The organism is Anaeromassilibacillus sp. An172 (genome assembly GCF_002160515.1).
Taxonomy (GTDB): Bacteria; Bacillota; Clostridia; order Oscillospirales; family Acutalibacteraceae; genus Limousia; species Limousia pullorum.
Genome location: NZ_NFKS01000002.1, coordinates 77,225 through 101,627, shown reverse-complemented (window position 1 = coordinate 101,627; position 24,403 = coordinate 77,225). Strand labels below are relative to the sequence as shown.

The 24,403-nt window shown below is 49.2% G+C and carries 25 protein-coding genes; 11 read left to right on the top strand and 14 right to left on the bottom strand.

Annotation, left to right across the window (positions count from 1 at the left end):
- Window positions 1-10 precede the first annotated feature (10 nt).
- Window positions 11-403 (top strand): metal-dependent transcriptional regulator, encoded by a 393-nt coding sequence (locus B5F08_RS01725; RefSeq protein ID WP_087376094.1) that lies wholly within the window; start codon window positions 11-13, stop codon window positions 401-403.
- Between the two features lie 104 nt (window positions 404-507).
- Window positions 508-822: a winged helix-turn-helix domain-containing protein gene (locus tag B5F08_RS01720; protein ID WP_242968169.1), complete on the top strand. Its 315-nt coding sequence runs from the start codon at window positions 508-510 to the stop codon at window positions 820-822.
- A gap of 158 nt (window positions 823-980) precedes the next feature.
- On the opposite strand, the gene B5F08_RS01715 is transcribed toward B5F08_RS01720, so the two are convergent.
- Complete coding sequence (locus tag B5F08_RS01715) at window positions 981-1,214, bottom strand: helix-turn-helix domain-containing protein (protein ID WP_330395800.1); 234 nt, start codon at window positions 1,212-1,214, stop codon at window positions 981-983.
- A gap of 156 nt (window positions 1,215-1,370) precedes the next feature.
- On the opposite strand from B5F08_RS01715, the gene B5F08_RS01710 reads away from it, so the two are divergent.
- The 9 genes from B5F08_RS01710 to B5F08_RS01670 all read left to right on the top strand — a co-directional run bounded on the left by B5F08_RS01710 (window position 1,371) and on the right by B5F08_RS01670 (window position 9,983).
- Window positions 1,371-2,045, top strand: coding sequence for a response regulator transcription factor (locus B5F08_RS01710; protein ID WP_087376091.1), 675 nt, complete (start codon window positions 1,371-1,373; stop codon window positions 2,043-2,045).
- Entirely contained in the window at window positions 2,029-3,405 is a 1,377-nt protein-coding gene (locus B5F08_RS01705; protein WP_204245150.1) for a HAMP domain-containing sensor histidine kinase, read from the top strand. The genes B5F08_RS01710 and B5F08_RS01705 overlap by 17 nt, the downstream gene beginning before the upstream one ends.
- 209 nt (window positions 3,406-3,614) lie before the next feature.
- Entirely contained in the window at window positions 3,615-4,097 is a 483-nt protein-coding gene (locus B5F08_RS01700; RefSeq protein ID WP_087376090.1) for an ABC transporter permease, read from the top strand.
- Window positions 4,098-4,387: 290 nt separating this feature from the next.
- On the top strand, window positions 4,388-5,728 hold the full coding sequence (locus B5F08_RS01695) for an ABC transporter permease (RefSeq protein WP_087376089.1): 1,341 nt from the start codon (window positions 4,388-4,390) through the stop codon (window positions 5,726-5,728).
- A gap of 15 nt (window positions 5,729-5,743) precedes the next feature.
- A complete protein-coding gene (locus tag B5F08_RS01690; protein ID WP_087376088.1) occupies window positions 5,744-7,012 on the top strand; it encodes an ABC transporter permease in 1,269 nt (422 codons plus the stop codon).
- Window positions 7,013-7,024: 12 nt separating this feature from the next.
- Window positions 7,025-8,314: an ABC transporter permease gene (locus tag B5F08_RS01685; RefSeq protein ID WP_087376087.1), complete on the top strand. Its 1,290-nt coding sequence runs from the start codon at window positions 7,025-7,027 to the stop codon at window positions 8,312-8,314.
- A gap of 40 nt (window positions 8,315-8,354) precedes the next feature.
- Window positions 8,355-9,059 carry an ABC transporter ATP-binding protein gene (locus tag B5F08_RS01680; RefSeq protein ID WP_087376086.1) on the top strand — a complete coding sequence of 235 codons (705 nt, stop codon included), beginning with the start codon at window positions 8,355-8,357 and terminating at the stop codon, window positions 9,057-9,059.
- Complete coding sequence (locus tag B5F08_RS01675) at window positions 9,059-9,478, top strand: hypothetical protein (RefSeq protein WP_204245149.1); 420 nt, start codon at window positions 9,059-9,061, stop codon at window positions 9,476-9,478. Before B5F08_RS01680 ends, B5F08_RS01675 begins: the two co-directional genes overlap by 1 nt.
- An 88-nt stretch (window positions 9,479-9,566) precedes the next feature.
- Entirely contained in the window at window positions 9,567-9,983 is a 417-nt protein-coding gene (locus tag B5F08_RS01670) for a winged helix-turn-helix domain-containing protein (protein ID WP_087376084.1), read from the top strand.
- A 158-nt stretch (window positions 9,984-10,141) separates the two neighbouring features.
- Here the strand turns inward: B5F08_RS01670 and B5F08_RS01665 are convergent, their stop codons facing one another.
- The 13 genes from B5F08_RS01665 to B5F08_RS01605 form a co-directional block, all read right to left on the bottom strand.
- Window positions 10,142-10,402 carry a helix-turn-helix domain-containing protein gene (locus B5F08_RS01665; protein ID WP_087376083.1) on the bottom strand — a complete coding sequence of 87 codons (261 nt, stop codon included), beginning with the start codon at window positions 10,400-10,402 and terminating at the stop codon, window positions 10,142-10,144.
- A complete protein-coding gene (locus B5F08_RS01660; RefSeq protein ID WP_087376082.1) occupies window positions 10,389-12,296 on the bottom strand; it encodes a type IV secretory system conjugative DNA transfer family protein in 1,908 nt (635 codons plus the stop codon). Before B5F08_RS01660 ends, B5F08_RS01665 begins: the two co-directional genes overlap by 14 nt.
- Window positions 12,297-12,346: 50 nt before the next feature.
- Entirely contained in the window at window positions 12,347-13,783 is a 1,437-nt protein-coding gene (locus tag B5F08_RS01655) for a DUF3991 domain-containing protein (RefSeq protein WP_087376081.1), read from the bottom strand.
- Window positions 13,784-13,796: 13 nt separating this feature from the next.
- The gene (gene mobP3 / locus B5F08_RS01650; RefSeq protein WP_087376080.1) at window positions 13,797-16,745 is read right to left on the bottom strand and encodes a MobP3 family relaxase; all 2,949 of its coding nucleotides are present in this window, start codon (window positions 16,743-16,745) and stop codon (window positions 13,797-13,799) included.
- 106 nt (window positions 16,746-16,851) lie between these two features.
- The gene (locus B5F08_RS01645) at window positions 16,852-17,337 is read right to left on the bottom strand and encodes a hypothetical protein (protein WP_087376079.1); all 486 of its coding nucleotides are present in this window, start codon (window positions 17,335-17,337) and stop codon (window positions 16,852-16,854) included.
- A gap of 2 nt (window positions 17,338-17,339) precedes the next feature.
- Entirely contained in the window at window positions 17,340-18,212 is an 873-nt protein-coding gene (locus B5F08_RS01640) for an acyl-CoA thioester hydrolase/BAAT C-terminal domain-containing protein (protein WP_087376078.1), read from the bottom strand.
- Window positions 18,200-18,904, bottom strand: a complete 705-nt coding sequence (locus B5F08_RS01635; RefSeq protein WP_087376077.1) for an L-2-amino-thiazoline-4-carboxylic acid hydrolase — start codon at window positions 18,902-18,904, stop codon at window positions 18,200-18,202. Before B5F08_RS01635 ends, B5F08_RS01640 begins: the two co-directional genes overlap by 13 nt.
- Window positions 18,885-19,538, bottom strand: coding sequence for a GNAT family N-acetyltransferase (locus B5F08_RS01630; RefSeq protein ID WP_087376076.1), 654 nt, complete (start codon window positions 19,536-19,538; stop codon window positions 18,885-18,887). Before B5F08_RS01630 ends, B5F08_RS01635 begins: the two co-directional genes overlap by 20 nt.
- Window positions 19,539-19,763: 225 nt before the next feature.
- On the bottom strand, window positions 19,764-19,967 hold the full coding sequence (locus B5F08_RS13365; RefSeq protein WP_204245148.1) for a hypothetical protein: 204 nt from the start codon (window positions 19,965-19,967) through the stop codon (window positions 19,764-19,766).
- A 287-nt stretch (window positions 19,968-20,254) separates the two neighbouring features.
- Window positions 20,255-21,064, bottom strand: coding sequence for a class I SAM-dependent methyltransferase (locus tag B5F08_RS01620; RefSeq protein WP_087359974.1), 810 nt, complete (start codon window positions 21,062-21,064; stop codon window positions 20,255-20,257).
- Between the two features lie 92 nt (window positions 21,065-21,156).
- The gene (locus B5F08_RS01615) at window positions 21,157-21,594 is read right to left on the bottom strand and encodes a hypothetical protein (RefSeq protein ID WP_087376075.1); all 438 of its coding nucleotides are present in this window, start codon (window positions 21,592-21,594) and stop codon (window positions 21,157-21,159) included.
- Between the two features lie 403 nt (window positions 21,595-21,997).
- Entirely contained in the window at window positions 21,998-22,681 is a 684-nt protein-coding gene (locus B5F08_RS01610) for a hypothetical protein (protein WP_087376074.1), read from the bottom strand.
- Window positions 22,678-24,351 (bottom strand): DNA cytosine methyltransferase, encoded by a 1,674-nt coding sequence (locus B5F08_RS01605; protein ID WP_242968191.1) that lies wholly within the window; start codon window positions 24,349-24,351, stop codon window positions 22,678-22,680. The genes B5F08_RS01610 and B5F08_RS01605 overlap by 4 nt, the downstream gene beginning before the upstream one ends.
- Between the last annotated feature and the right edge of the window lie 52 nt (window positions 24,352-24,403).

Genomic DNA, 24,403 nt, shown 5'->3' with positions numbered 1-24,403 from the left:
GGAGGTTCAGATGAAACTTCATGCGTCCGGAGAAGACTATCTGGAAAGCGTCCTTGTTCTCCAAAAGGAACTCGGCATGGTGCGCTCCGTAGATGTTGCCCGGCACATGGAGGTGTCGAAGCCCAGCGTGTGCCATGCAGTGGCTACCTTGCGGGACGGCGGCTTTCTCACGATGGACGAGGATCACTTTCTCCATCTGACCGATGTGGGCCGCGAGGTGGCTGAAAAAATCTATGAGCGCCACTGCTTCTTTACAGAACGACTTATAGCATTAGGCGTTAATCCTGAAACCGCAGAGACCGATGCTTGCCGAATCGAACATGTTATCAGCGCAGAAAGTTTTGAACACCTTAAAAAGTCTTTTAAAAACAACAACCAGGAGGTGGTACCATCGGACGAGTAATCATCTTAGATCTGCAAGAACAAGACTCTGAAGTATTCGATGAGATTCTTTCCATCCTGAAATGCCATCCGGAGATAGAAACATACGAATTGCCCAGGGAGCCGATGTTATTCCTCCCTGGGCTGGAGATCTATCCAGGCAAGCGGAAAGTTTTTCGTGACCGCCAAGAAATTCAGCTTACTGTAAAGGAATATGAAATACTTCTATTGCTTACGGCCAACACGGGGCATGTGCTTACATACAGCCAAATCTACGAGAAGGTGTGGGGAGACTTTCCCTCTGGCAATGAAAACAACACCATCGGCTTTCACATCTGCAATCTGCGGGAAAAGCTGTACCAGGCAGCTCCTAATGCTCCCTTCACCATCCGATCTGTCCGGGAGGTTGGGTATTGCTTTGAGATACAGGCAGAGAAATAAAAGTCAGCAGTCTGATCCACTCAGGCTGCTGTTCTGCTTTTTCTGCTGTAAATCCCTCTTACAATGGGAATTTCACCTTCTCCTGTCATCATGCCAGGTGCCACCTTTCACCAAAAGGGCGTAGTTGCCCCTTGGCGGTAGGTAGTATTTTTACACGGTCATGATTTCCGAATCTGAAAAAGCAGGCTGCTTTTGCCGCCCCTGGCACGGTACCTTTGCTCAGTGACGAGAAGCTCCGCTTTTTTCAAATCCTGAATTGCCCGTCTTACCGTAGACTCTGACAGTTTCAGTTCACGGGCAATGGTCGGAATGGAGGGCCAGCATTCCCCATCCCGGTTGGCCCGGTCATATAGATACAGATAGACTGCCACAGCCCGGTGCGGCAGCTCCATACGATAGAGAAAATCAAACCTGCCCATCTTCCTCTAAAATCCTGTAATTATCAGCTTGCGAAAACAAAAATATTTTTCTCTATTTTGTACAAAAGACACACTAACTCCACCAAAACTCCACCTTCGTATGGTACACTACCCTTGGAGGTGCAAGCAATGTCAAAAATGATTTTGATCATAGAGGATGAAGAATCCATTCAGAACATTATCAAGGCGTTCCTGGAGGACGCCGGCTACACGGTGATCCTGGCCGCGGATGGCATGGAAGGGATCGAACAGTTCCGGGCGAACAAGCCTGACCTGGTGCTTCTGGATTTAATGCTCCCGAAAATTGACGGTTTTGCCGTGTGTGAGATCCTGCGGAAAGAAAGCCGTGTTCCCATCATCATGCTGACGGCTCTGGACGATGACGACAGTCAGATGAAGGGCTTTGACGCCCTGGCCGATGACTATATCACCAAGCCCTTTTCCATGCCGGTGGTGATGAAGCACATCGAAGCGGTGTTGCGTCGGGCCAAACAGGGCGGCGCTGCGCCCAATACCGTGATCCGTTATAAGGAAATCACGGTGGATACGGACAGCCTTTCCGTCCTTGTGGGAACAGAAAGCGTTTCCCTGACCACCAGGGAATTTGAGATTTTGAAGCTCCTTCTGGAGAACCAGGGCCGGGTGGTGTCCAGGGAAAGGCTGCTGGATACGGTTTGGGGCTACGACTATATTGGCGACGAAAAAATCGTAAACACCCACATCAAGAATATCCGCAAGAAGCTGGGTGTGGACTACATAGAAACCATGAGAGGGGCGGGATATAAAATTGAAAAGGAAGATTAGCGGGAGCATTCAGGCCAAGACCTTCCTCAGTATGCTGGCGCTGCTGGTGGTCTGCTGCATCCTCATTTACGGCATGGTGATGATTTTCCTGCCGAGAAATTACCATACGGAGCTGGAAGGCCAGGTCACTTCCGATTTTTATGACTTGATGGCAGTCCTGGAACGGAACGGCTGGGAGGCCAGTTCGGACAGTTTGATGGAATTTTCCATGAGGAACAACGCTTCGGTGAAAGTCAACGATAATTATGGGAATAATCTGTTTTCCGTGAATTTTGCCGATATAGAGAACCTGGACACTTCCGCCCCCTCTATGAGCTGTTCCGCAACATTCCAGCAAGGTGGGCAGACCTACCATGTATTTGCCAATGCCGCCTTGGTCGCGGTGGCGCAGTCCTATGACATCCTGCTGAAACTCATCCCCTTTATCGCCGTTGTGATCCTGCTGATCTCCGTCATGGGGGCGGTGGTTTGTTCCCGGTACTACTCCAAGCCGCTGGTCAGCATCAGCAATGTGGCGAAACGGATGACCACCCTGGATATGACCTGGAAGTGTGAAGTCAACCGGCAAGACGAGATCGGTGTGCTGGCCGCCAGCCTGAATGAAATGGCCCAGCGTTTGAGCGATACGATGGACAGCTTGAAGGCGGCAAACTTGCAGTTGAAGAAAGATATTGAGCGGGAACGCGAGCAGGAAAAGCGGCGCGTGGAATTTTTCACCGCCGTCTCCCATGAGCTGAAAACCCCCATCGCCATCATCAAGGGGCAACTGGAGGGTATGATCTATCAGGTTGGCGAATACAAAGACCGCGATACTTACCTGCGCCGGTGTATGAAAACCACCAATGACATGGAGGCGCTGGTCAAGGAGATTTTGTCGGCGGCCCGGATGGGCGGCAGCGATTTCCACCTGGAGCGCACCGACCTGGACATCAGCCAAATGCTGCGAAAGGTCTGCCAGCAGTTCCGTGGCCGGATGGAGGACAAGCAGATGGAGCTTCGCATGGACATCCAGCCGGAATATCACTACCAGGGGGACCGGCGGCTCATGGAGAAGGTGTTCACCAACGTGATCGGAAACGCCGTAGCCTATTCACCGGTGGGCGCGGTGATTACTGTTACCCAAAAGGATGAGGCGTTTTCTGTGGAGAATACCGGCGTCCACATTGCCGAGGAAGATTTGGAGCGTATCTTCACGCCCTTCTACCGGGTGGACAAATCCCGGAACCGGAACAGCGGCGGCAGCGGCCTGGGGCTGTATATCACTAAAACCATCCTGGATCACCATGGAATACAGCACAGCATGGTGAATACGGAGGATGGAGTACGATTTACGGCTATCTTCCCGAAGGCAGCAATGTAGGAGCAACCCTCTGTTTGTGCGCTATCTGGCGGTAGGGAAATCTTAGCCTCAGACTGTTCGAAAAATAGTTTTGGTTTGGTATTAACATATTTAATATAGAGCGAGAAATTTTATGGCCTGCTCTTAGAGATTTTAAACCTCTCTGGTAGAATTGGGAGCTTTAATTTGGTATAATCAAAGAGACAAATCCTAATTTGGAGTGAAACAGAATGATTATAATAATCGAAACCGTAATTTTATGTATCGCGTTTTTTCTAATATGTTTTTGGGAAACAGGTACAGATAACAAAAATTTAAAAAGCTATTCATCTTATCCAGATGAAGTGCAAAATCGAATAAAGAGTATTGCAGAATATCAAGGAAAATTTAAGGAAAGCAATAAAGTGGTTACATTTATATCCAATTTTCTGTTATTTCTGTTCGTACTATTTATATTAGGGTTGTTTATCAAAGAAAATGGCTTCACACATAATTTTCTTTGTTTATGTATTATAGGACAGGGATTGAATATCTTTGACTTATTTATTGTAGACCTTTTATGGTGGCGGAATACAAAGCGTGTTCGTTTAAGAAAAATACCAGAAAAGGAATTGTATCAAAATCCGAAAAAGCATATAGAAGCGTTTATCAGAGCCTTTATTATGTATCTGCTAATTGCTCTGATAGACGGATATATATTGACACTTTTATAGGAATAGATATAAGTAAATCCTAAGTTTTCGGGATAGATAATCGAATAAATTTATTCTACACAGCCGAGAGGTTTTCCTTGCGAAAGCCCCTCGGCTTTTTTGCGCTCTATCCCCAACTCCACCTAAAAAATATCTCAACTCCACCTCAACTCCACCTTCGTAGTGTACCATAAGGGTGTTCCCGGCAGACGGGGATACCACCGGAGCGAGAAATGCCCCGAAAAAACTACGTTAGGAGGTACACAAGTGAACCCACTGGTTTTACTCGAAAGAAATGAGGTGGCTCAGACATGAACCTGTGCAAACGGGCCTGCCTGTATTCCATCCGCAAAAAGGGCAAGACCCTCACGCTGCTGGCGTTTCTGCTGGTCATGGCCACGCTGATGCTGACCTGCCTTTCCATCCAATCGGCCACGGAAACAGCCAACGCCAATATTAAAAAAGCCCTGCTGGGCTATTTCACCATCAACGCCAAGACGCTGGAAAACGGTATCCCGGAGGATACGGTGAGCCAGATTCTTGATGTGGATGGTTTGAGCGGCAGGTATACCCTGCGCTCCTACACCTACGCTACTTACTTTGACGCAGACGGGAACCTTCTGGAGATCAACACCGAGGGCGCCGCCCAGGTGCCGGAGGGCTATGAGAACGCCGGACGGGTGGTGGCAAACTCCAATTCTCAGGAGGACAGCTATTTCACCGATGGCGGCTTTGAGATGGTGGAGGGCAACCCTATCACCACCGAAACCGGCAGCCAGGTGCTGATCCATGAGAAATTCGCCCAGCGCAACGGCTTGTCTGTGGGCGACACCATGCTGCTGGGGAATGTGGAGGACAAAGATAAGACTATCCCCGTGACGGTGGCCGGGATCTTCACCAACACCGAGGAACAGGATTCCATCGGCATGGCCCCGTCCTATGACCTTTACGACAATATCGTTTTCACCGACCTCTCCACCGCCTCTTTCCTGCTCTACGGCACAGAGGGAACCACCAATGTCCAATACGGGGATTTTTATGTGAACGACCCGGACGAGCTGGAGCGCATTATGACCGATGTGCAGGAACTGGAAGGCGTGGATTGGGAAAGCTGCACCCTGACCCGCTATGACAACGACTATCAGAACGCCAAGGAATCCTTGGAGGGCTTGCAGAACATCGTCTTTATCGCCATTGCGGTGGTATCGGTGATCTGTTTCCTGGTGCTGGCCCTGTTCCTGACGCTGCGGCTCCGTGGGCGAATCCATGAAACCGGCGTCTATCTGGCAATGGGCATTTCCAAAGGCTCGGTGCTGCTGCAATACCTGCTGGAAGTGATTCTTGTGGCGGCCATCGCCCTGGTCATCTCCTTCGGCACCAGCACAGCCATTTCCCATCAGATCGGGAGCAGCCTGCTCTCCCAGGTGACAAGCGAAACCTATGAAACGGTGGACTTGACCGGGGAAAGCGACACTGCGGAAGAAGAACCCACCGAGGATTTGGGCCTTGCCGAGATCGAGGTGGCTGTTTCCGCCGAGGATTACGCACTGGTATGGGCTTTCGGCATGGTGCTGTGTGTGGCCTCTACCGCACTGGCGGCCTACCCGATCATGAAGATGAAGCCCAAGAGTATCTTGTCGCAGATGAGTTAAGGAGGTGCAGACGATATGAATTTAGGAATACGAGCGATTTTATATAGCGCACGAAAGTGGAAAAAGACGCTGCTGGTGTTCTTCCTGCTCCTGGCTATTACTACCCTGGTGCTGTCCGGCCTTGCCATAGCCGACGCTCAGGAGGAACAGGCTGAGGAAGTCCGGGGAACCACTGGGGCCAGCTTTACGGTGGAGAGAAACTTATCTACTGGTGGTTGGTCAAATGGCAGCGATGGCACTTATAGTACGCAGGAGTTTATCTCCGAAGATATGATTCAGGAAATTGCGTCTGTGGACGGAATCGAAGGATATGACGCTTCATTTATTTTGATGCCGTTTTTCTATGATGAAACCGGAAAAGCACTGCCTGCAAAGGTGTACAGCTTTTTCACCTATGGCACTATCAATTCTGAATATAGCGAGTTGTTCCTGTCAGGGAAACTGGAGATTGTAGAAGGGTCGCATATTACAGACGATATAGACAATGGAATTATCATCAGCCGGGAACTCGCAGAAGAAAATGGGCTGGAAATTGGCGACACAATAACAGGTGTATGCTACCCAGAAAACAATACCCCGGAAGTGGATATGCAACTCGTTGGTATTTTTGATGTGGTAGCGGACAAGGACGATCAGGTTAATATGTATGACGCCTCATCCTACTTTGATTATTCCGATTATACCTTTTGCAGTATGGGGGCAATGGTCCAGTTGGTTGAAGGATGGGGAACCGACGAGATTGAAGAAGCAAACTTCTATGTTTCCGACGCTGCTCAGTTAGATAGCGTAATTGCGGAAGTACAAAAGATTTCCTCTATCAACTGGAACAATTTCAATATCACCGCCAATGACGAGGTGTATCAGAATATCTCCAGCGCCCTTTCTGACACTGGCACCCTGATTACCACCCTCATTGTTGTTATTACTGCTGTGAGCATGGTGCTGATTATTCTTATCCTTTCCATGTCAATCCGCAGCCGAAAAAGAGAAACCGGGATTTTGCTGGCGGTTGGTATCGCCAAACCCGCGGTCATTCTCCAGTATGTGCTGGAAACCCTGCTGATTGCGGTGGTGGCCTTCCCGCTGGCCTACCTCTCCAGTAAGCAAGTGGCGGGAACTTTGGGGACGCTGTTTGGCAAGGCAGCCGAGAATGTCATTGTCACGCCGGAACACTTTATGCTGGTAGCCATCGTGGGCGGCGTCCTGCTGGTGGCGGCAGTGCTGGTGTCCAGTATCTCGACCCTGCGGTTAAAGCCCAAGCAGATTTTGTCGCAGATGGAGTAAAGGAGGCGCAATATGAACCATAAAACGAATTTAGGAATACGAGCGATTTTATACAGCGCACGGAAATGGAAAAAGACGCTGCTGGTGTTCTTCCTGCTCTTGGCCATTACCACTTTGGTGCTTTCCGGGCTGGCGATTGCCGACGCTCAGGAAGAACAGGCCGAGGAAGTCCGGGGGACCACCGGGGCCAGCTTTACCGTGGAACGAAACCTGTCCACAGGAGGCTGGGCCAGCGGCAATGGCGGTTCTTATAGCACACAAGAATTTATCACGGACGAAATGCTTCAGGAAATTTCTTCCGTAGATGGGATTGCAGGATATGATGCGGCGCTTGTTGCTATGCCCCATTATTATAACGAATCCGGTGAAGCACTTGTTAATGATAATGTGGTTGATATTTATTATACCTATGGTTCCATAAATACGGAATACAATCAACTTTTTTCATCCGGAAGATTTGAGCTGGTAGAAGGTTCGCATATTACAGAAAATGTAAAAAATGGCCTTATCATTAGTAAAGAAAACGCTGAACGGAATGGGTTAAAAATAGGTGATAAAATTACTGGAATCAATGATCCTAATAATGACGATCCTGAAGTTGATATGGAGATAGTAGGTTTTTTTGATGTCATTGCCGATAAAGATGATGAGGCTACTATGTATGATGCTGCTACACTGTGGGATTATACCGATTACGCTTTTTGCAGCTTCAATGCGATGAAGGAAATGGCTATAAAATATGGTGATGGTTATAACCCTACAGAAGCCCATTTCTTTGTGGAAGACGCTGCTGAACTGGACAGCATCATTGAAAGAGTGCAGAACATTTCTTCCATTAACTGGAACAACTTTATTATTTCCGCCAACGATGAGGTATATCAGAATATTTCCAACGCACTCTCCGATACCAATACCCTGATTACTACCCTCATTGTTGTCATTACCGCTGTGAGCATGGTGCTGATTATCCTGATTCTCTCCATGTCCATCCGCAGCCGGAAACGGGAAACCGGAATCCTGCTGGCCGTTGGAATCGCCAAGCCTGCGGTCATTCTCCAATATGTGCTGGAAACCCTGCTGATTGCGGTGGTGGCCTTCCCGCTGGCCTACCTATCCAGTAAGCAAGTGGCCGGGGCACTGGGAACGCTGTTCGGCAAAGCGGCGGAGAATGTCATCGTCACGCCGGAGCATTTCATGCTGGTGGCCATTGTGGGCGGCATTCTGCTGGTGGCGGCGGTGCTGGTGTCCAGTATCTCGACTATGCGGTTGAAGCCCAAGCAGATTTTGGCGCAGATGGAATAAGACTATCCACCCCCTAAAATAACGAAATGAGGTAATCACTATGAGTATCATGGAAATCAAACAAGTGGGATATTCCTACGATAATAAAAAGAAAGTCTTAAAAGGCGTTAACGCCGAAATGGAACAGGGCAAACTCTACGCCATCCTGGGTCCTTCCGGCTGCGGCAAAACCACCCTGCTCTCCCTGATCGGCGGCCTGGACAGCCCCGGCAGCGGCCAGATTTACTTCGATGGGCAGGACATTGCCAAGACTGGCCTTTCCGACCACCGGAAAAACCATGTGGCGTTTATTTTCCAGGCGTACAACCTGATCGACTACTTGACCCCCGCAGAGAATGTGTCGCTGACTTCCAAGCTGCCGCCGCTGCCCATTCTGGAGCGGCTGGGGCTGACGAAAGAAGAAGCCAAGCGCAATGTGCTGAAGCTCTCCGGCGGCCAGCAGCAGCGTGTGGCCATCGCCCGTGCCCTGGCAAGCGAGGCTCCGGTGATCCTGGCGGACGAGCCTACCGGCAATCTGGACGAGGATACTGCCCAGGACATCACGGAAATTCTTAAAGAGAGCGCCCACAAGATGAACAAGTGTGTGGTGGTCGTTACTCACTCTAATGAGTTGGCGAAACAGGCTGATGTGGTATTTCGGCTGAAAAAGGGTGAGCTGCAGGTGCTGGAGCGTGTTCAAGATGGAGCCGCCCAGTCCCAATCCCGCAGAAACAACGCTCCCCACAGTGAAAGGAGGGCGCATTGATGGAGATAGACAGCAATCCGATCACAAAGCCCTCGAAAAAAGGGGCTATCCTTTCCGTCGCATTTTATGTTCTTGCGGTGGTGCTGCTGATTACAGCTTTTGTTTCCCTGGCAGCCTGCCACCAAAACATTTCCCGGCAGCTTGAGCAGGGTGTCCCTGTGCAGGGAAATGAACTGGCCATTGTGAATCTCTATCTTACAAGCTGTGTGCAGTATTTCGCCTTTGCCGCCGCCATGGTGTTTTGCGGCAAGGCAGTCCCCAAGGTGCTGGCGCTCAAGAACGAAGCGCCGGTACGGGTCACTCCCTATATGCTCAATCCCCCGGCAGAGGCCACCGATTCCGATTATACCGATGAGGTGGAGCCGGAGGAGGACGATACGGATTTTGAGGCTTGGGGATTCCGGGAAAAGGAAGAATAAAAGACGTTAGAGTACTTGCCAAGTAGCAATCCTTCAGCCATATTTTAGATAGTTTGTCCTTGGAGGTGATAGTATCGGACATGTTATTATGATTGAACTGCCAACACAGGACTCAACAGCTTTTCAAGATATTTTATCTGTTTTGCGTAGCCATCCGGAATTGAAAAAATGGACGATGATTGATGAGCCGATACTCTCGTTTCCCGGTCTGGACATATATCCACGTAGAAGGAAAGTTTTCCGTAATCATCAAGAGATTCAGCTAACGCATAAAGAGTATGAGATTCTTCTTCTGCTGGTTACCAATAAAGGGTGGGTTTTGACCTATAATCAGATCTACGAAAAAATATGGAACGATTTCCCCACAGGCAACGAGCGCAACACCATCGGCTTTCACATCTGCAACCTACGGGAGAAACTGTACCAGGCAGCACCCAATGCTCCCTTTACCATCCGATCTGTCCGGGAAGTTGGATATTGCTTTGAGATACAAGCAGAGAAATAAGAGTCAGCAGTCTGATCCATTCAGGCTGCTGTTCTTCTTTTTCTGCTGTAAATCTCTCTTACAGTGGGAAGTTCACCTTCTCCTGTCATCATGCCAGGTGCCACCTTTCACCAAAAGGGCGCAGTTGCCCCTTGGCGGAAGGTGGTATTTTTACATGGTCACAGTTTCCGGATCTGAAAAAGCAGGCTGCTCTTGCCGCCCCTGGCACGGTACCTTTGCTCAGTCACGAGAAGCTCCGCCTTTTTTAAGTCCTGAATCGCCCGTCTCACAGTTGATTCTGACAGTTTCAGTTCACGGGCAATGGTCGGGATGGAAGGCCAGCATTCCCCATCCCAATTGGCCCGGTCATAAAGATACAAATAAACTGCCACAGCCCGGTGTGGTAGTTCCATGCGGTAGAGGAAATCAAGCCTGCCCATCCTCACTCACCTCCGCAGTTTTTGGCAGATGGAGCATCCGACTCTCCTGTATGCCTTCCTCCGCCTTACGTTCCGGTCTGGCGGCTCTTGGCGCAGTCCGCAGTCCTGTGCCGCCGCCCTTTCCTTTTTCCCTGGAGGATGGCTGATTTCGCTCTGTCATGGCCTGTGCCTGCCCTCCTGCTGGTGGGATGGCCTCTGCTGGCGGAGCATTCTCCATCAGCCACTCCGGATGGTACTTCTTCACGATCCCGTCCAGGATCTCCTGCTTCTCGGCATAGGCCACCTTACGATTGCCCTTTTCCTCCACAGCATATTCTTCTTCAAACTGGATGCCCCATTTGAAGAACAGCTTCAGTTTGACCTTCATGGGATAGAAACCGGTCTTCATGACGATAAACTGACCCTTGGGCATGCTTTTGAGTTCATCCGGTGTCATCAGCGCCCGTTCCATCATCTGCAGGGATTGGGACGGATCATTCTTCCCCCGGCTGACCGATCCGGACATGACCGTCCGGCTCCCCAGGGCCTTGGATAGCACCTCTGCCGAGGAACTGTTGGGCGCAAAGCCGCCGAAGATGGTGAGCTGGGTATTGTCCACGATAATCTCTGCCCCTTCCTTGCCATAGTTCTTTTCAAGCTGGGCAAAGGACTGGATGACCGGCACGATCTGCAGGCGGCGGGAACGGGAGGCAGAAAACATCATTTCAGCACTCTCGATCTTTGGAAGGGTTCCATACTCATCGCAGAAGAACACACAGCGGTTTTCCAGTTTCCCGCCCATCTCATCCGCCACGGCCAGGATCTCTCGGTAAAGCTGTTGAATGATCAGGGAGATCATGAAGAAGGTATTGGGATTTTCCTCCGGCATGATCAGGAAGATGGCACATTTCTCCCGGCAGAACTTCTCCGCATCAATCTCCGTGTCAAAGCATAGGAGCTGCTCCAGCTCGGAGTCCAGAAAAGCATTCAATCTGGATAGGGCTGTACTCATAACACTGGCCATGGATTGTTCGGCAGTATTGAGAGCAGCACCGGCAAACCATTTCGCTTTGTGGTCATCCGGCAGAAGCTCCATGAGCTGCTGGAACTGATTTTTTCCCTTTTTCTGCGAGGGAGCCAACAGCTCCTGGATGATCTTGAACACGGAGACTATGTGACGCTTCTCCGGTTCGCAGAACTCAGCGACCAATAGGATGGTCGCAGTCAGCAGACCTTCCGCCGCATCATAGAAATAGGCGTTCTGGCCAAAGCTGGCCGCATCCATCCCGGAGAGGATGATGGTCTTGCTGATGATCTTGGCATACTTCTCACAGCGGGCCTTGTAGACCAGCTCTTTCGGATGCTCTTTGTACAGATCCATATACTTGTTTACCAGATGGAGCAGATTGTTGCCATTGCTCCGGGTTGGATTTCTCAGGTCGATCACCGATACCTGATAGCCATAATGCTCTTTGGCGATGGTTCCATAGTTCCGCATGACATCGCCCTTGGTATCTGTTGAGAGAAAGCTCATACCAGAAGCGCAGGCGTATTCGATGCAGGGATAAAGCCAATAGGCAGTTTTACCGACACCGGCGGCGCCGATCATCAGGGCATGGACATCGCCGGTATCGATAAGGGCTGTGGTTCCGCCCCTGGAGCTGGTGCATCCCACCACAATTCCCTGATCCTTGGGCAAGTGTTTGCCTTGCCGCCACTGCTCCGGCTCAAAGGGGATGTGTTTATAGGTTTTCCGGATCTCCGATTTCGTAGCCCACCTCGCAGTTCCGTGCTGGCCATTGCCAACGGTCTTGCTCTTGATATTGAGCGTGTACATGTGGGCAATCAACGAGACGCCGCCCAGGATGCCAAGCATTACCACAGCCACAAGAATTAAAGTTGCGATATTATCCATAGGACAACACGCTTTCCTGTTTTCTTTATCACTCCTTTTCAATCAGATTTTCATTGCTGCATTGCCATTGATAAAGATTCGTTTTGGCATGATGATTCCCTCCTTTGCATTTCCAGTTGCTCACGCTCTACATAAGCATACAGCCGCAGGCAGTCCACGGACAGGGAGAGCGTATTCTTGATCTGTTCCATCTGTGCGGATTCCGGCAGAATCTCATTTTTCTGAAAAGCCTGCCGGATTTCTCCCAGGCGATCCCCAATCTCAGAGATACGGGCTTTGTATCCGATCTTATCATGATGAGGCGCATAGAGACGGAACAGGATCTTCCCATATTGTTCTGCTGTGTAGGACTTCTCCAGTGAAGCGAATTGTTTCTGGCCCAATAAAAAAGCAATCCCCGCCATTTCGTAGGATTGCATGAACAGTTCTTCCCAATTATTCTGTTTCAATTCCCGGATTCTGCAATGTCGTTTCTGCAGCTCATCCAGCGGATATTTTAAGCACTTACAGCCGGTAAATGTGGAGGATAAATCTTTGCAGAGTCCTTGCATCCGCTGAAGGCCGGGATGCTCTGTACCGGGGATGGGTTCCAACCCATGCTCGCTTTTAAGGCCCTCGTTCCAGTCTTTAAAACGGGGCTGCTCCGCAATGACCGTATAGGCCCCAAGCCGGAGGATTTCTTCTTTCAGACGGTAGTTCCCTTCGATACCCGCACTGTCATGATCGAGGCAGGTGATTACGGTATCAATCTGCGGATTCGCCTTCAGGATATGCATTGCCCCATAAGTGGCTGTGGAACAGAGTGCCACATAACTGTGTTCCTGCCAGTTCTCCTTATGCAGAGAAAGATAGGACAGCATATCAATGGGGGCCTCGAACACATACAGCCGGTTGCTTTTCCCGATGTGGTGAAAGCTGTAATCGGGATTGCTGCTATCTACGTTGCCCTTGAAGCCGCTGTCCGAATAGGTTCCGCGTTTGTGGGCATGGCGGGCAATCCCATTTTCATCGACACCTACAAAAACCGCATTGTGATATTCCGCATCTTCATAGAGCAGGCCCGACCGGACAAAGGCGTTCACAATCTCCCGATCCAGAAACCTTGCTTTCAAAAGATACGCATAAACCCTTCGCATGTCCTCATTCTTCTTTGGAAGGGCAAAAGGCTTTTTCTCCTTTTCCGGTATATTCTTTTGTGGAAGGATGGCAACGCCTTGCTGTTTCAACAGGAACTGTACCGCCTCCGGAAAATCCAGACCATAAAATTCTCTGACAAAGGCAATAGCATCACCACCTCCACTATCTGGTTCATACTGATTAAACCATAGATTTCCCCGGATCGTGATTTTTTCTCCACCATGATTCCACTTGTATTCCGATCCGGATCGCTCCACCTTTTCACCCTGTCCAAGAAGGAAAGACCGCAGATCCGTGCGGCGGGCCTGATCTTTTTGTTCTTCTGTAAAGTGAATATAAGTTGTCGCCATGGAGCCTCCTTTCTCAGCCCTGTTTCAGACCATGGGCCTGTTTCTTTTCATCGATCTTGCGCTTTAACTTTCTGTCGATCCCGCCCTTACCGCCTTTGCGCTCATCCTCGATCCGGTTCTGGATGATCCGTGCCAGATGCTGCAACAGCCGCAGGCTGCCCAGGGCCGCCGACCAATTCCGGTTGCTGTGGACGCTTTGGAGAAGCTGGGCAGCATAGACATTCCCCTGATCGGCAGAGGCGGTCAGATAGGAAATGGCTTTTTCCATGTCCTGCTCCACCTCCCGGCCATACAGGAACAGCTTGCCGAGTTGATATTGAGCAAAGGCGTTTCCCTGATCTGCCGCCCTGGTAAACCAATAGAGAGCCGCATTCGCATCCTTGGGGATACCTTCATCAGCCAGATAGAGTTTTCCAAGAAGATATTGTGCGTACTCGTGATCCCGCTCGGCGGCGCTCGTCAGGTAACGTACCGCTCTGGGAATGTCCTTCGGGAGCAGTTCTCCATTGGAGAAGATCTTGCCCAGCAGATACTGTGCTGCGGAGAATCCTCGATCCGCAGAGAAAGCAAGCAACTCCATAGCTCTTGGAAGATCCTGTAGAAGAACGGTTCCTTCCAGCAGGGCCTTCCCCAAGGCATACGCCGCATAGGGATTATTCCGTGACACTGCTCGTTCCAGAAGAGAAACCGCACGGGGAATGTTCTGGGGAAGATCCACACCTTGAAGCAATGTTTTCCCCAAGAGGTATTCCGCATAGGGATTCTCTTTCTCCACGGCTTCTTCCAGCCAGCGCAAAGCGTACTCCGGATTCTTAGGGATCTCTTTTCCTTCCAGAAACAACTTGCCGAGAGTGTACATGGCATAATCATGGTCTTTCCCCGCTGCGCCCATGAGATAGTCGATTGCTTTTTTCACATCCCGGCCAGAGAAATCTCTGCTCAGATACAGTTTCCCCAGGCCATACATGGCGTCGGCATTGCCAAGCTCCGCCGCCTTTTCAAAGTACATTCTGGCCTGCTTTGGATCTTTCTTTGTTCCTGTGCCGGTAAGGTTCATCTGGCCCAGACGGTAGTACAGCTTGTCATCCGCCATGTTTTGTTCGATTTCCAGGAATCCCTGATACGCTCGGCTGTACCATTGTTCCGATGCCGCCTGATCCGGCGCAGTGCCAATCCCATCCCGGCACATCCGGCCCAGCTCATACTGAGCGTAAGCGTTCGGCTTATTCTCATCTGTGGCCGCCATGGTAAACAGATCAAACGCTTTTTCTTCATCCTGATCCACGCCTTGGCCTCGGTGATACAGACTGCCCAAGGCATAGGCAGCGAAGGGATTTCCCTCTGCAACCGATTTTTCATACCACTCGGCAGCTTTCAGATAGTTCTGATCCACGCCATAGCCGAAGGCGTACATCTTGCCGATCCGGTATCGGAGATACCCTGGCTTTTCCTCCTTTGGCTCTCTGGCGCAGAAAGCAGAGAATGCTTTTCGGAACCATTCCTGTGCCTGTTCTTCCTCCTTTTCACAGCCAAGACCGGCCAGAACCATTTTGCCAAGATCATGCATGGCAAAACCATTGCCACGCAGAGCTTCTTTCTTCAGAGCGGCCAGAGCCTGTTCAAAATCCGGTTTGGATGTCTTCGTGCCATAGAGGAAGGCACGGGCCGCCTTATATTCATCCGTCCACCAGGTATCTTTCTTCCGGCCCCTTCCGCCAGAATAAGAGCGAAAGGCGGGAGGCAGATCTGGCTCGATGGGATCGTCCGCCTGAGAATCTGATTCCGGAGCTTCTGGCATTTCCAAATCAGGAGCATCGGCCTGAGCCGGTTCCTCCACATCCTGCCGGTCTGCATGAAGGCCCAGGGTCTCCTGGATCACTGCATTCCTGATCGGCTTAAATTCTTTATTCTGTGAGAGCGGCACTCGCTGTGGAAGTGCTTCTGTATAGACCTGGAGTGCTTCTTCTTTCTGTTCGTACCACAGATTGTAAAGAGCGGCAATCTTTTCATCTGCCACCAGCTCATCCACGATGGCATCCACCAACGCTTTCACATCCGCTTTCAGGTAGCCATAGACCTTTTTCCCTTTAGTTTTAGAAAGCCGGTCAGCCAAACGCAGGAGCAGTTCCTCTACCTTGGGATTATCATAGGTTCCGGCATTGATGTGGGAGACAATCTCTACGATCAGCTCCTTGCTGTGCAGGCGCAGCTCATCCCTTTGAACCGTCTGCTTTTCATAAATGCAGAGCAGATCCTGCTCAAAGATATCTTTGGCCAGGGAAGACCGCATCTTTGCCACACCCTGTTTGGTAAGGAAACCTTCATTCTCGACGGTAGAGTACGCCAGCAGATGGATGTGGGGATGATGGCTCTCATTGTGAAAGGCAGCATACCATTTCAGATGATCCATGGGGATCTTCAGGCTGTCAGCCAGGGCCTGTGTCTGCGTCCGGAGCATATCCCTCCATCGGATGCCGGTATTGAAACCAAGGCGCTCCGCATCCTCCCGGCGCAGAGAAATAATAAGCGTCCACACATTTCCCTGATGAGCATTCAGCTCCTGGGATACCTCTTTCAGCTTTACCTGAACGCCATCATCCGTGAACAGCCCATGACTACCAAAGCGTTCCGCACCAGGCCGGGTGCCAATATAGTCGGCATAGGTTTTCTGGTTCAGGATCTCATGGGCATTATCCTCAATGGCACGGGTGATAAATTCAGAGGCGGCCCCCACAGTCTTTTCTCTCTGGTAGTCCTCATACTCCAGCATCGTGGCACTATCCGGGAAATCCTTCAGGATCTTTTCAATGAGCTTTTGTTGTTTCACTGTTGCGGGAGCCAGCTTGAAAGACTCATCTATCTTCTCCACACCTTCACGGGTGGCAATGTAGGTGGCATACCCGCCAATGGGCTTTTCCTGATCCGGCTTTAGGTATTTGAACTTGGTGACCAGACGGGCCATGGGAAACCTCCTTCCGTTTTAGAGTAAAGAAAAAGCAGGAGACCTCACATAAAAGATTTCCTGCTGGATGCGAATCATATTCTATTCTATATCATTTGATGGCGGATCAGAGGATTGCTGTAATTGCTCCCACTGCAAGACAGGCTGGCAGGCCAAGAAGCATACCAATACAGGACTGCTTAATATGAAAACGGTAGTCCTTATATTCTTCCATATCCTCTGTGCCTGGTATCCTGACTTTTTTCGAATGGCAGAACCAGATGCAATCAAGCACCAGAGCGTCATACCAATCAATGATCAGCCAGATCAGGTAGGAATCCCGAAACCCTTTCCAGAATGTATCCGCTCCATTAAACTGTTTCAGGACAACAGCGAAGATGAACACAAAAGCAAGCAGGGCAATCCCCTTTCGGAGGATATCTGCCCTGGTGAAGCGTTGTTCTCTTTTTTCAATCAATCCTAATTCCATACATTTCTCCCGTATGACCGGGGGATAATCTCCTACCGAGGTTAGGGGATTTTTCAATGTCAGAGACACAATCAGGATTGTGAATAATAAGATACCAATCAGACTTTCTATCATGACCGCCATATTCACTTTACCTCCGATATCCATTTTATCGTTTTATGGAAAGCGTCTTCACGGCTGCGCCTGCAATCTTCCGGATATTGTCTCTCAATTTTAAACATTTTCAGCTTAGATGGATTTAATGGGACAAGAATGTGGCTTGCTTTTTCATATTCCAGAACATCCACCCGGAAAGCAAACCGGTATTTTTCCAGGCGGTTTACCATATATGCCACCGCCTCTTTGCTGGGCCACATGAGATCTTCCTTTGCGTAAATAAATAAAATGTTTCCCTGAATGTTCTCCACATGAATGGCTGTATCCTCATCAAAATGTTTCAGCGGTTCTTCGTAGATGTAGGATAACTCGAACTGCTGATGGAGGATGAGGTTCCGGATTGCCGGCCCATATTTCAGATGCGCTGTCATACACGGAAAATCTTTTCCCCTGTATGTGAATTCGGAGGCAGATGAAAAAGTTTTCGATGCCATGCTTTTATTCCCGTACATGCCTCCCCATATACAGTGGATCGGGGAGAGGGCAACAACGCCGCAGATATCCGGCATAAGAGAAGCGCAAAGCAATACCAGTTCAGCGCCTTTTGAAATGCCATACATGATAATCTTTTCATATCCTTTGTTTTTCAGCCACAGGATCGCTTTTTCAAATGGATCGACAGGCACCCGAACCAGTTCTTTCGGCAGCCCGTCTACGTTCCAGTAACAAATACCTAACGCGGCGATGCCGCACCTGGCAAACATAGCACCCACATTCATCGGGATATTTTCATTCCCTTCGCTGCCGCCTACTACGATGACGACCTTTTTGGGATCATGATCCTTAACAGGGGCATGATAAAGTCCATAGAAGCCCTCCTGTGCAACCGTCACATATTCCACTTTCCCAACTCTCCCTGTTTTTGCAGCTTGGATTGCTGTCCGTATTTTCTTTCTTTATCCCATTTAGAGTCCTTTTTGCAAACATAGAAATCACACTTTTCTGCGCCCTCTGCAAGTGTACCTGTCCTGTATAACACGCCGCCCATGAGATCAGCAGAAATAAAATCCATGGCACACATATAGGGTATCAGTTCTTCCAAATGCTCCTGTTTTCCAAGCGCACACAGGCCGCACCTGTGATAGTTGATGGTGTATTCGTCTGCATCCCTTCCGGGAATCGTCTCCGTCATCCAGTTGAATTCGCTGTCGGATATGGCATTTGCAATCCTGTCCTTCTTGACTTTCTTTTTTTGATATTCCATATCAAATGGATTTTTACTCCCGAAAGCTTTTTTAATGAGCGACGCCTGCATCGTGGCTGTCACCATTTCCCCGAACTGCTCATGGCTCATCGCCCCATCCATTGCCTTATAAACTGCCATCCAGACAATTCCGCCGGAAAGACAGATTCGCTGAGGATTTTTCGTAAAACCGCCTATGTCGGGTGTCCTCGCCAACATATCTTTAAAGTTTTTACGCGATTTCTTCTTCACCCTGAATGTATCCGTATTTTTGCAATTGGCTGCGATATATTTGAAAATAGCAGGTGTCATCGCTGACCACATCAGTTTTTCACAGATGGTGTTTTTCATATTCATACTCCTTCAAAACGTACTCATAAACGAGGGACTGATTGCCGGAGCCATCCTGAAAGGGCTTCTCTGCCACTTTCTTAAATCCACGTTTTTCATAAAACTCCCACGATGCAAGAGTGTTCGTAAAAAGCCGCACACGATCTGCTCCATCAGCTTTTGCCCGATTCAAAAATTTTGTGACCAATGCGGTTCCCAACCCCTTTCTGTAATTCCTTCTGGACGAAAGGGCAACGAGTTCCAGATCGCATTTCCCAACGGTTTCCTTATCCCTTTCCTGTAGCTGACGGAAAAAGGCATCAAACTGCTTCTGGAATGGTGCTGACATTTTATATCTTTTCAGATAGAACTTGAGGAACATTTTACACCAACGGCCATAGTGCTTTTTTGTCTCATACTGAGCTGCCAGAGCCTTGCTGAAACGCTTATCATATTTTCCACAGATGAATCCTACGACCTGATGATCCTCCGTTTCCGCAACATAGGTGAAATTGCATTTTTCAATCAGGATCTGTGCGTAGTCACGCAAAAGTATTTTATCGTTCTGATCCACAGAGCATGAAAAGAATCCTTCGTAGAAGCAATCCCCGCAGGCCGCAGCATCTTCTTCCTTATATGGACGAACAGTAAACATGGATGTACCCTCCTATGCGCAAATAGGTTAGTGATAACTAACTAATATTATATCAGGAGACGTATAGGACTGCAATTCATTTTTTACCTGTTAATCATTTGATAGTGACATGGCGGGTCATGAGAAACCTCCTTCCATTTTAGAGTAAAGGAAGAGCAGGAGACATAGTAAGAGATTTCCTACTGAATGCGAATCATATTCTGTTTTATATCATTTGATGGCTGATCAGAGGATTGCTGTAATCACTCCCACTGCAAGACAGGCGGGCAAGCCAAGAAGCATACCAATACAGGACTGCTTAATATGAAAACAGTAATCCTTATATTCTTCCATATCCTCTGTGCTTGGTATCCTGACTTTTTTCGAATGGCAAAACCAGATGCTATCGAGTACAAGAGCATCATACCAATCAATGATCAGCCAGATCATGTAGGAATCCCGAACCCCTTTCCAGAATGTATCCGCTCCATTAAACTGTTTCAGGATAACAGCGAAGATGAACACAAAAGCAAGCAGGGCGATTCCTTTCTAGATGATATCTGACCTGGGAAACGTTGTTCTCTTTTTTCGATCAATCCTAATTCCATACATTTCTCCCTTATGGCCGGGGATAATCTCCCACTGAGGCAAGGGGATTTTTCAGCGTCGGCGACACAATCAGGATTGTGAATAATAAGATACCAATCAGACTTTCTATCATGACCACCATATTTACATTACCTCCACTCCAGATGGATCATTTTGAGCATTCCAAATCGATCTGAAATATCCATACTGATTTTTGTAATGATTTTTAATCCATCTCGTTTGATAAACTTGTAATATGGTTCATCCGCCAATACTTTGACACCGCCACCCAAGGTGGTAACCAGATCTTCAGCCGAATTCACATAAAAAAACATTCGGGCATTTTCATGTCCCATCTGCTTCATATATTTCTTCTGCAACATTTTCATGCCGCTTTTATTTACCGTATCAAACACAAGCTCTATATTCCCGAAACCTTTCAGCATCTGCAAAAGGCCAAGAACTTTTTCCTCTTGAAAGTAATGGAACAGACCTCCTGCAGTAACCAGAAGAGGCGTATCAGGCATGTTCCTTCGGATCTGCCTGAGCCATCCGTCTGAAAAAGCATCCCCTGAAAGATAAGTTTCCTTCTCAGGTTCCGGGAGCAAACTGCGCCGGTATTCGATTACATTCGGAAGGTCTACAGCATACCATTGGGTTTGTCCATTTTCATTGCGATCATACGTTGTCTCCAGTCCGCAGCCCAACTGTATAACAACACCATCCGGTTTACGTTTCAGGAAGTTCTGGATATGCCGATCCATATTAGCGGAACGGGATGCAGAAGCCAGAAGCGTGTATTGACTTTGGTTTCCTGTTTCCAACAGTGCGGATGGCAACTTTTCTTTTAATGAAAGTGCTTTTTTATCATATAAAATACCCGGAAACTTTTCGGTGGCGTAAATCCTTCCCACCATAGGAATAAACATTGTATCTTCTACTATACCAAATTCGGACATGGCTATCTATCCTCCTAATATGCAAACAAGTTAGTAATATCTAACCATTATTATATCAAGAGGAACCGGGGATTGCAATTCGTTTTCAATTGCTACTCGTTTTCTTCCCATCCTTTCTGCCAGCTCATCGCATCATCAAAAGAGAAGGAGCCATTCAGCCTTTTGACTTCCTTGACACATTCTCCCCGCAGTCGTTCCAGTGACACCGGATCGATATTGTTATTCGCTGCGACCACGTTCATCATGACCGCCATCTCCACAGCCAGCTTGAAAAGCATCCGGTTCTGCCGGTGATCGCTCTCCGCTACAATGCTTTTCAGTGTGGATGTGACGATATTGGGGAGATAGGTTTTGTTGTCCTCTGCGGAAAGGTATCCAGCATAAAACAAGATTGCTTTTTCGATGAATTCACTCCGGCTGTCGCAGTTGTCTTTTTCATAGAGAGTGTCCGCCAGCTCCAGGGTGGACGGTCTGATCCAGAGCTGGAAGCGGCGTTTGATTTCTTTCTTTTCTGCCTCTGTATCCTGCATGTCTGAAATCCTCCTTCTTATTCATAGGAACCTGCCAAAGCACCGCAACATTCCTTGAAATCTCTGGTTTTCAGGGAATGGAAGCACCTGTCCAGGAACCTTTTGTCCAAATCCGGCACCGTAATGCCATTTCGTTCAGAATCGGCAGAAAGCCTTGAAGCGGCCGGCACTGCCGGACGCAGTGAGCTGGGGCAGAGCCGCCATGCGGCACCGCCCCTTTCTCCTGCTTGATTTTCGACCCTGTATCCGCACGGGGAACCGTTGCTTCTCTATGGGTAGGGGCCTGCCTTCACACGGGCCGCAAACGCCTCGCAAACCGGCGGGGAGGGATACTTCCTCGACCTCGCCCACAAAACCGCAACACGGGGCCAACAGGCGGCTCACCGGGGCGTTCCTTTTCGCATCACATCTCCTGAACCGGCGGCGTTGTTGCTTCTGCCTGTTCGGAAGAATGCCAGTCAATCTCACGATCCCGCAATGCTTCTTCGAAGATCAGCTCTTTTGCTGCTATTGGGATTGTAGATTTGCGCTCAGCACGATAGACCGCAGTAGAAACATCTTTCAGACGATAAGTCCGCCACTCCGGATCTCCCTGCTCTTTTACGCTAATCGTTCCATCGTCAAAATCAAATTCCAGGAGCGCAGTGATTCGATCATCATGCTCCATAGCGTCGCATAAGACAGAGAAGGTCAGATCATCAATAGGCTGATGTTCTCCAAAGGAAAGTGCCAGACTATCCAAGGTCAACCTGCCCTCATTCTCCCGCATAAAATTCCGATAGAGATAAGCCGCACTGTAGAAGTTGTTCCGCAGGTCGGAAGTGAAATGAAAATCATCCCCGTCCTCATGGAAATGGATCACAGCAAACCGTCTGGCAGCTTCAGCCTCACGTTGTGCTTTCGCTTCTTCCTGACGGATCAGTGATTCGATTTCCTCACGCTTTTCTTCCGGAACGAGAGACGCATAGGTTTCTTCAAAACATTTCCGCAGCACGCCTTCGATGGTACGTCCCTGATCCGTCAGGATCTCGTCCAGAGCAGCGAGTCGATGCTCATTAAAATATACGGTAACGTCTATATCATTCATTGGTTATGCCTCCAATCTTCGATTCCGTTTTTCTGTTCCTCCGCAAACTCTTTCTCCATAATCAGGACAATCCCACGCAGAACAAAAGTAACACATGGGATTGCCACACTATTGCCCAGGGCTTTATACCTTGCCGAGTCAGATGCCCCATCGATCAAAGTCCAGCCATCCGGGAAACCCTGCAGCCGCTCACACTCCAGAGGAGTGAGACGGCGGATCAGATTTCTGTTTACCTCAGGCTGGCAGATCAGATCAGTTGCATCTTTATATTGTCTGGCGCTTTCTGTGCCAGCGACTTTGCTTTCCTGGAATTCATCCACTCGCTGGCGGCTATAGACCGCATGCCGGTCTGTTGTATTCAGGGTGTAACTGATATCTTCCTGATAGCCAAACCCATTCCCTCCATTTTTACTTTGCCGGTCAATGATATTCCCGGCAATACAATAGCTGTCCGGTTCCTCCGCGATCAAAGGAAGATTGTTGCCGCCTGTGCCGCTTCTGGCTGACAGTGTCGGGGATACCGGCAGCGGTCCGGTATAACGTCCATCGATTCCGTGGTTTTCAAATAGCACCAGGGATTGTGTATTGCCTCCCATCCCGTAGGATGCTGTTACCGCCTGCGCCTTTTCCACGGGGCCGGTGAACCTAAGATCCTGCCCGTGGTTATCAAAAACCAGCGGAGGATGGCCGGACATCTGCGCCCGAAGTGTTCCTGCCACATCTACACTGCAATCCATCACTTGGCCGCCCTGATCGTTCAGGCAGAGAGTTGGATCTTTCTGTTGGTCAGGGAGTCCGGCAATAAAGGTCTGCATCTGCATATTTCTTGTTGCCATCAATGCGCCGGAAACATGGCCCAGGTTGATCGTTTCCTCTCTTTGATTGATATGGAAAGCCATGAATCCTTCCGTATCTATTTGATCCCCACCTGGATCTCCAGTGCTTTTTTGAGTTTTTCCGGAAGTTTCTTGCCCCGTTCCGCTGACCGCCACAGGATACCCAAGCAGGCTTTCCTGCTTAAATAATATTTCCGGGGCGGATGTTCCTCCAAAATCTGCGACAAGAAAGATTCTTTTACGTCTCTGGGGGACTCCCCAGTATTGAGCGTCCAGGACTCTCCAAGCGACAGAGAATCCACTTCCCAATATGGCCCCAGCAGATTTCCACCTCCCGGCCGGAGGTCGAGGAACAGATATGGTATGGTCGGCGATCCTGCAGATTTCCTCCAGGACCGCTCTGAAATCTTCTCCGTTTGAAGATGAGAATGCTCCAGGGACGTTTTCCCACACCATGAATCGGGGAACAATTCCGCAAGGGTTAACTGTTTCATTTCCTCGTTGTCTTTTGGCATCTGACTTTCTCATCTCCTTTACAATCCGGATCTGCTCCATAAAAAGTCCGGAACGCTCACCGGACAAGCCTGCGCGCTTTCCTGCGATGCTCAGATCCTGACAGGGTGATCCGCCCGTGATGATATCTACAGCCGGAAGTTCCGTCCCTTTTAATTTCGTAATATCGCCCACATGGAGCATCTCCGGGAACCGCTGCATGGTTACTTGGATCGGGAAAGGTTCTATTTCACTGGCCCATACCGGAAGGATTCCGTTCCGGACAGCAGATAAAGGAAATCCACCGATCCCATCGAACAGGCTTCCAAGACGCAGCCGGATTCCCGTTGATTTTCCTATTACAGAACTTTTCGCATGTCAATCACCTCTCGAT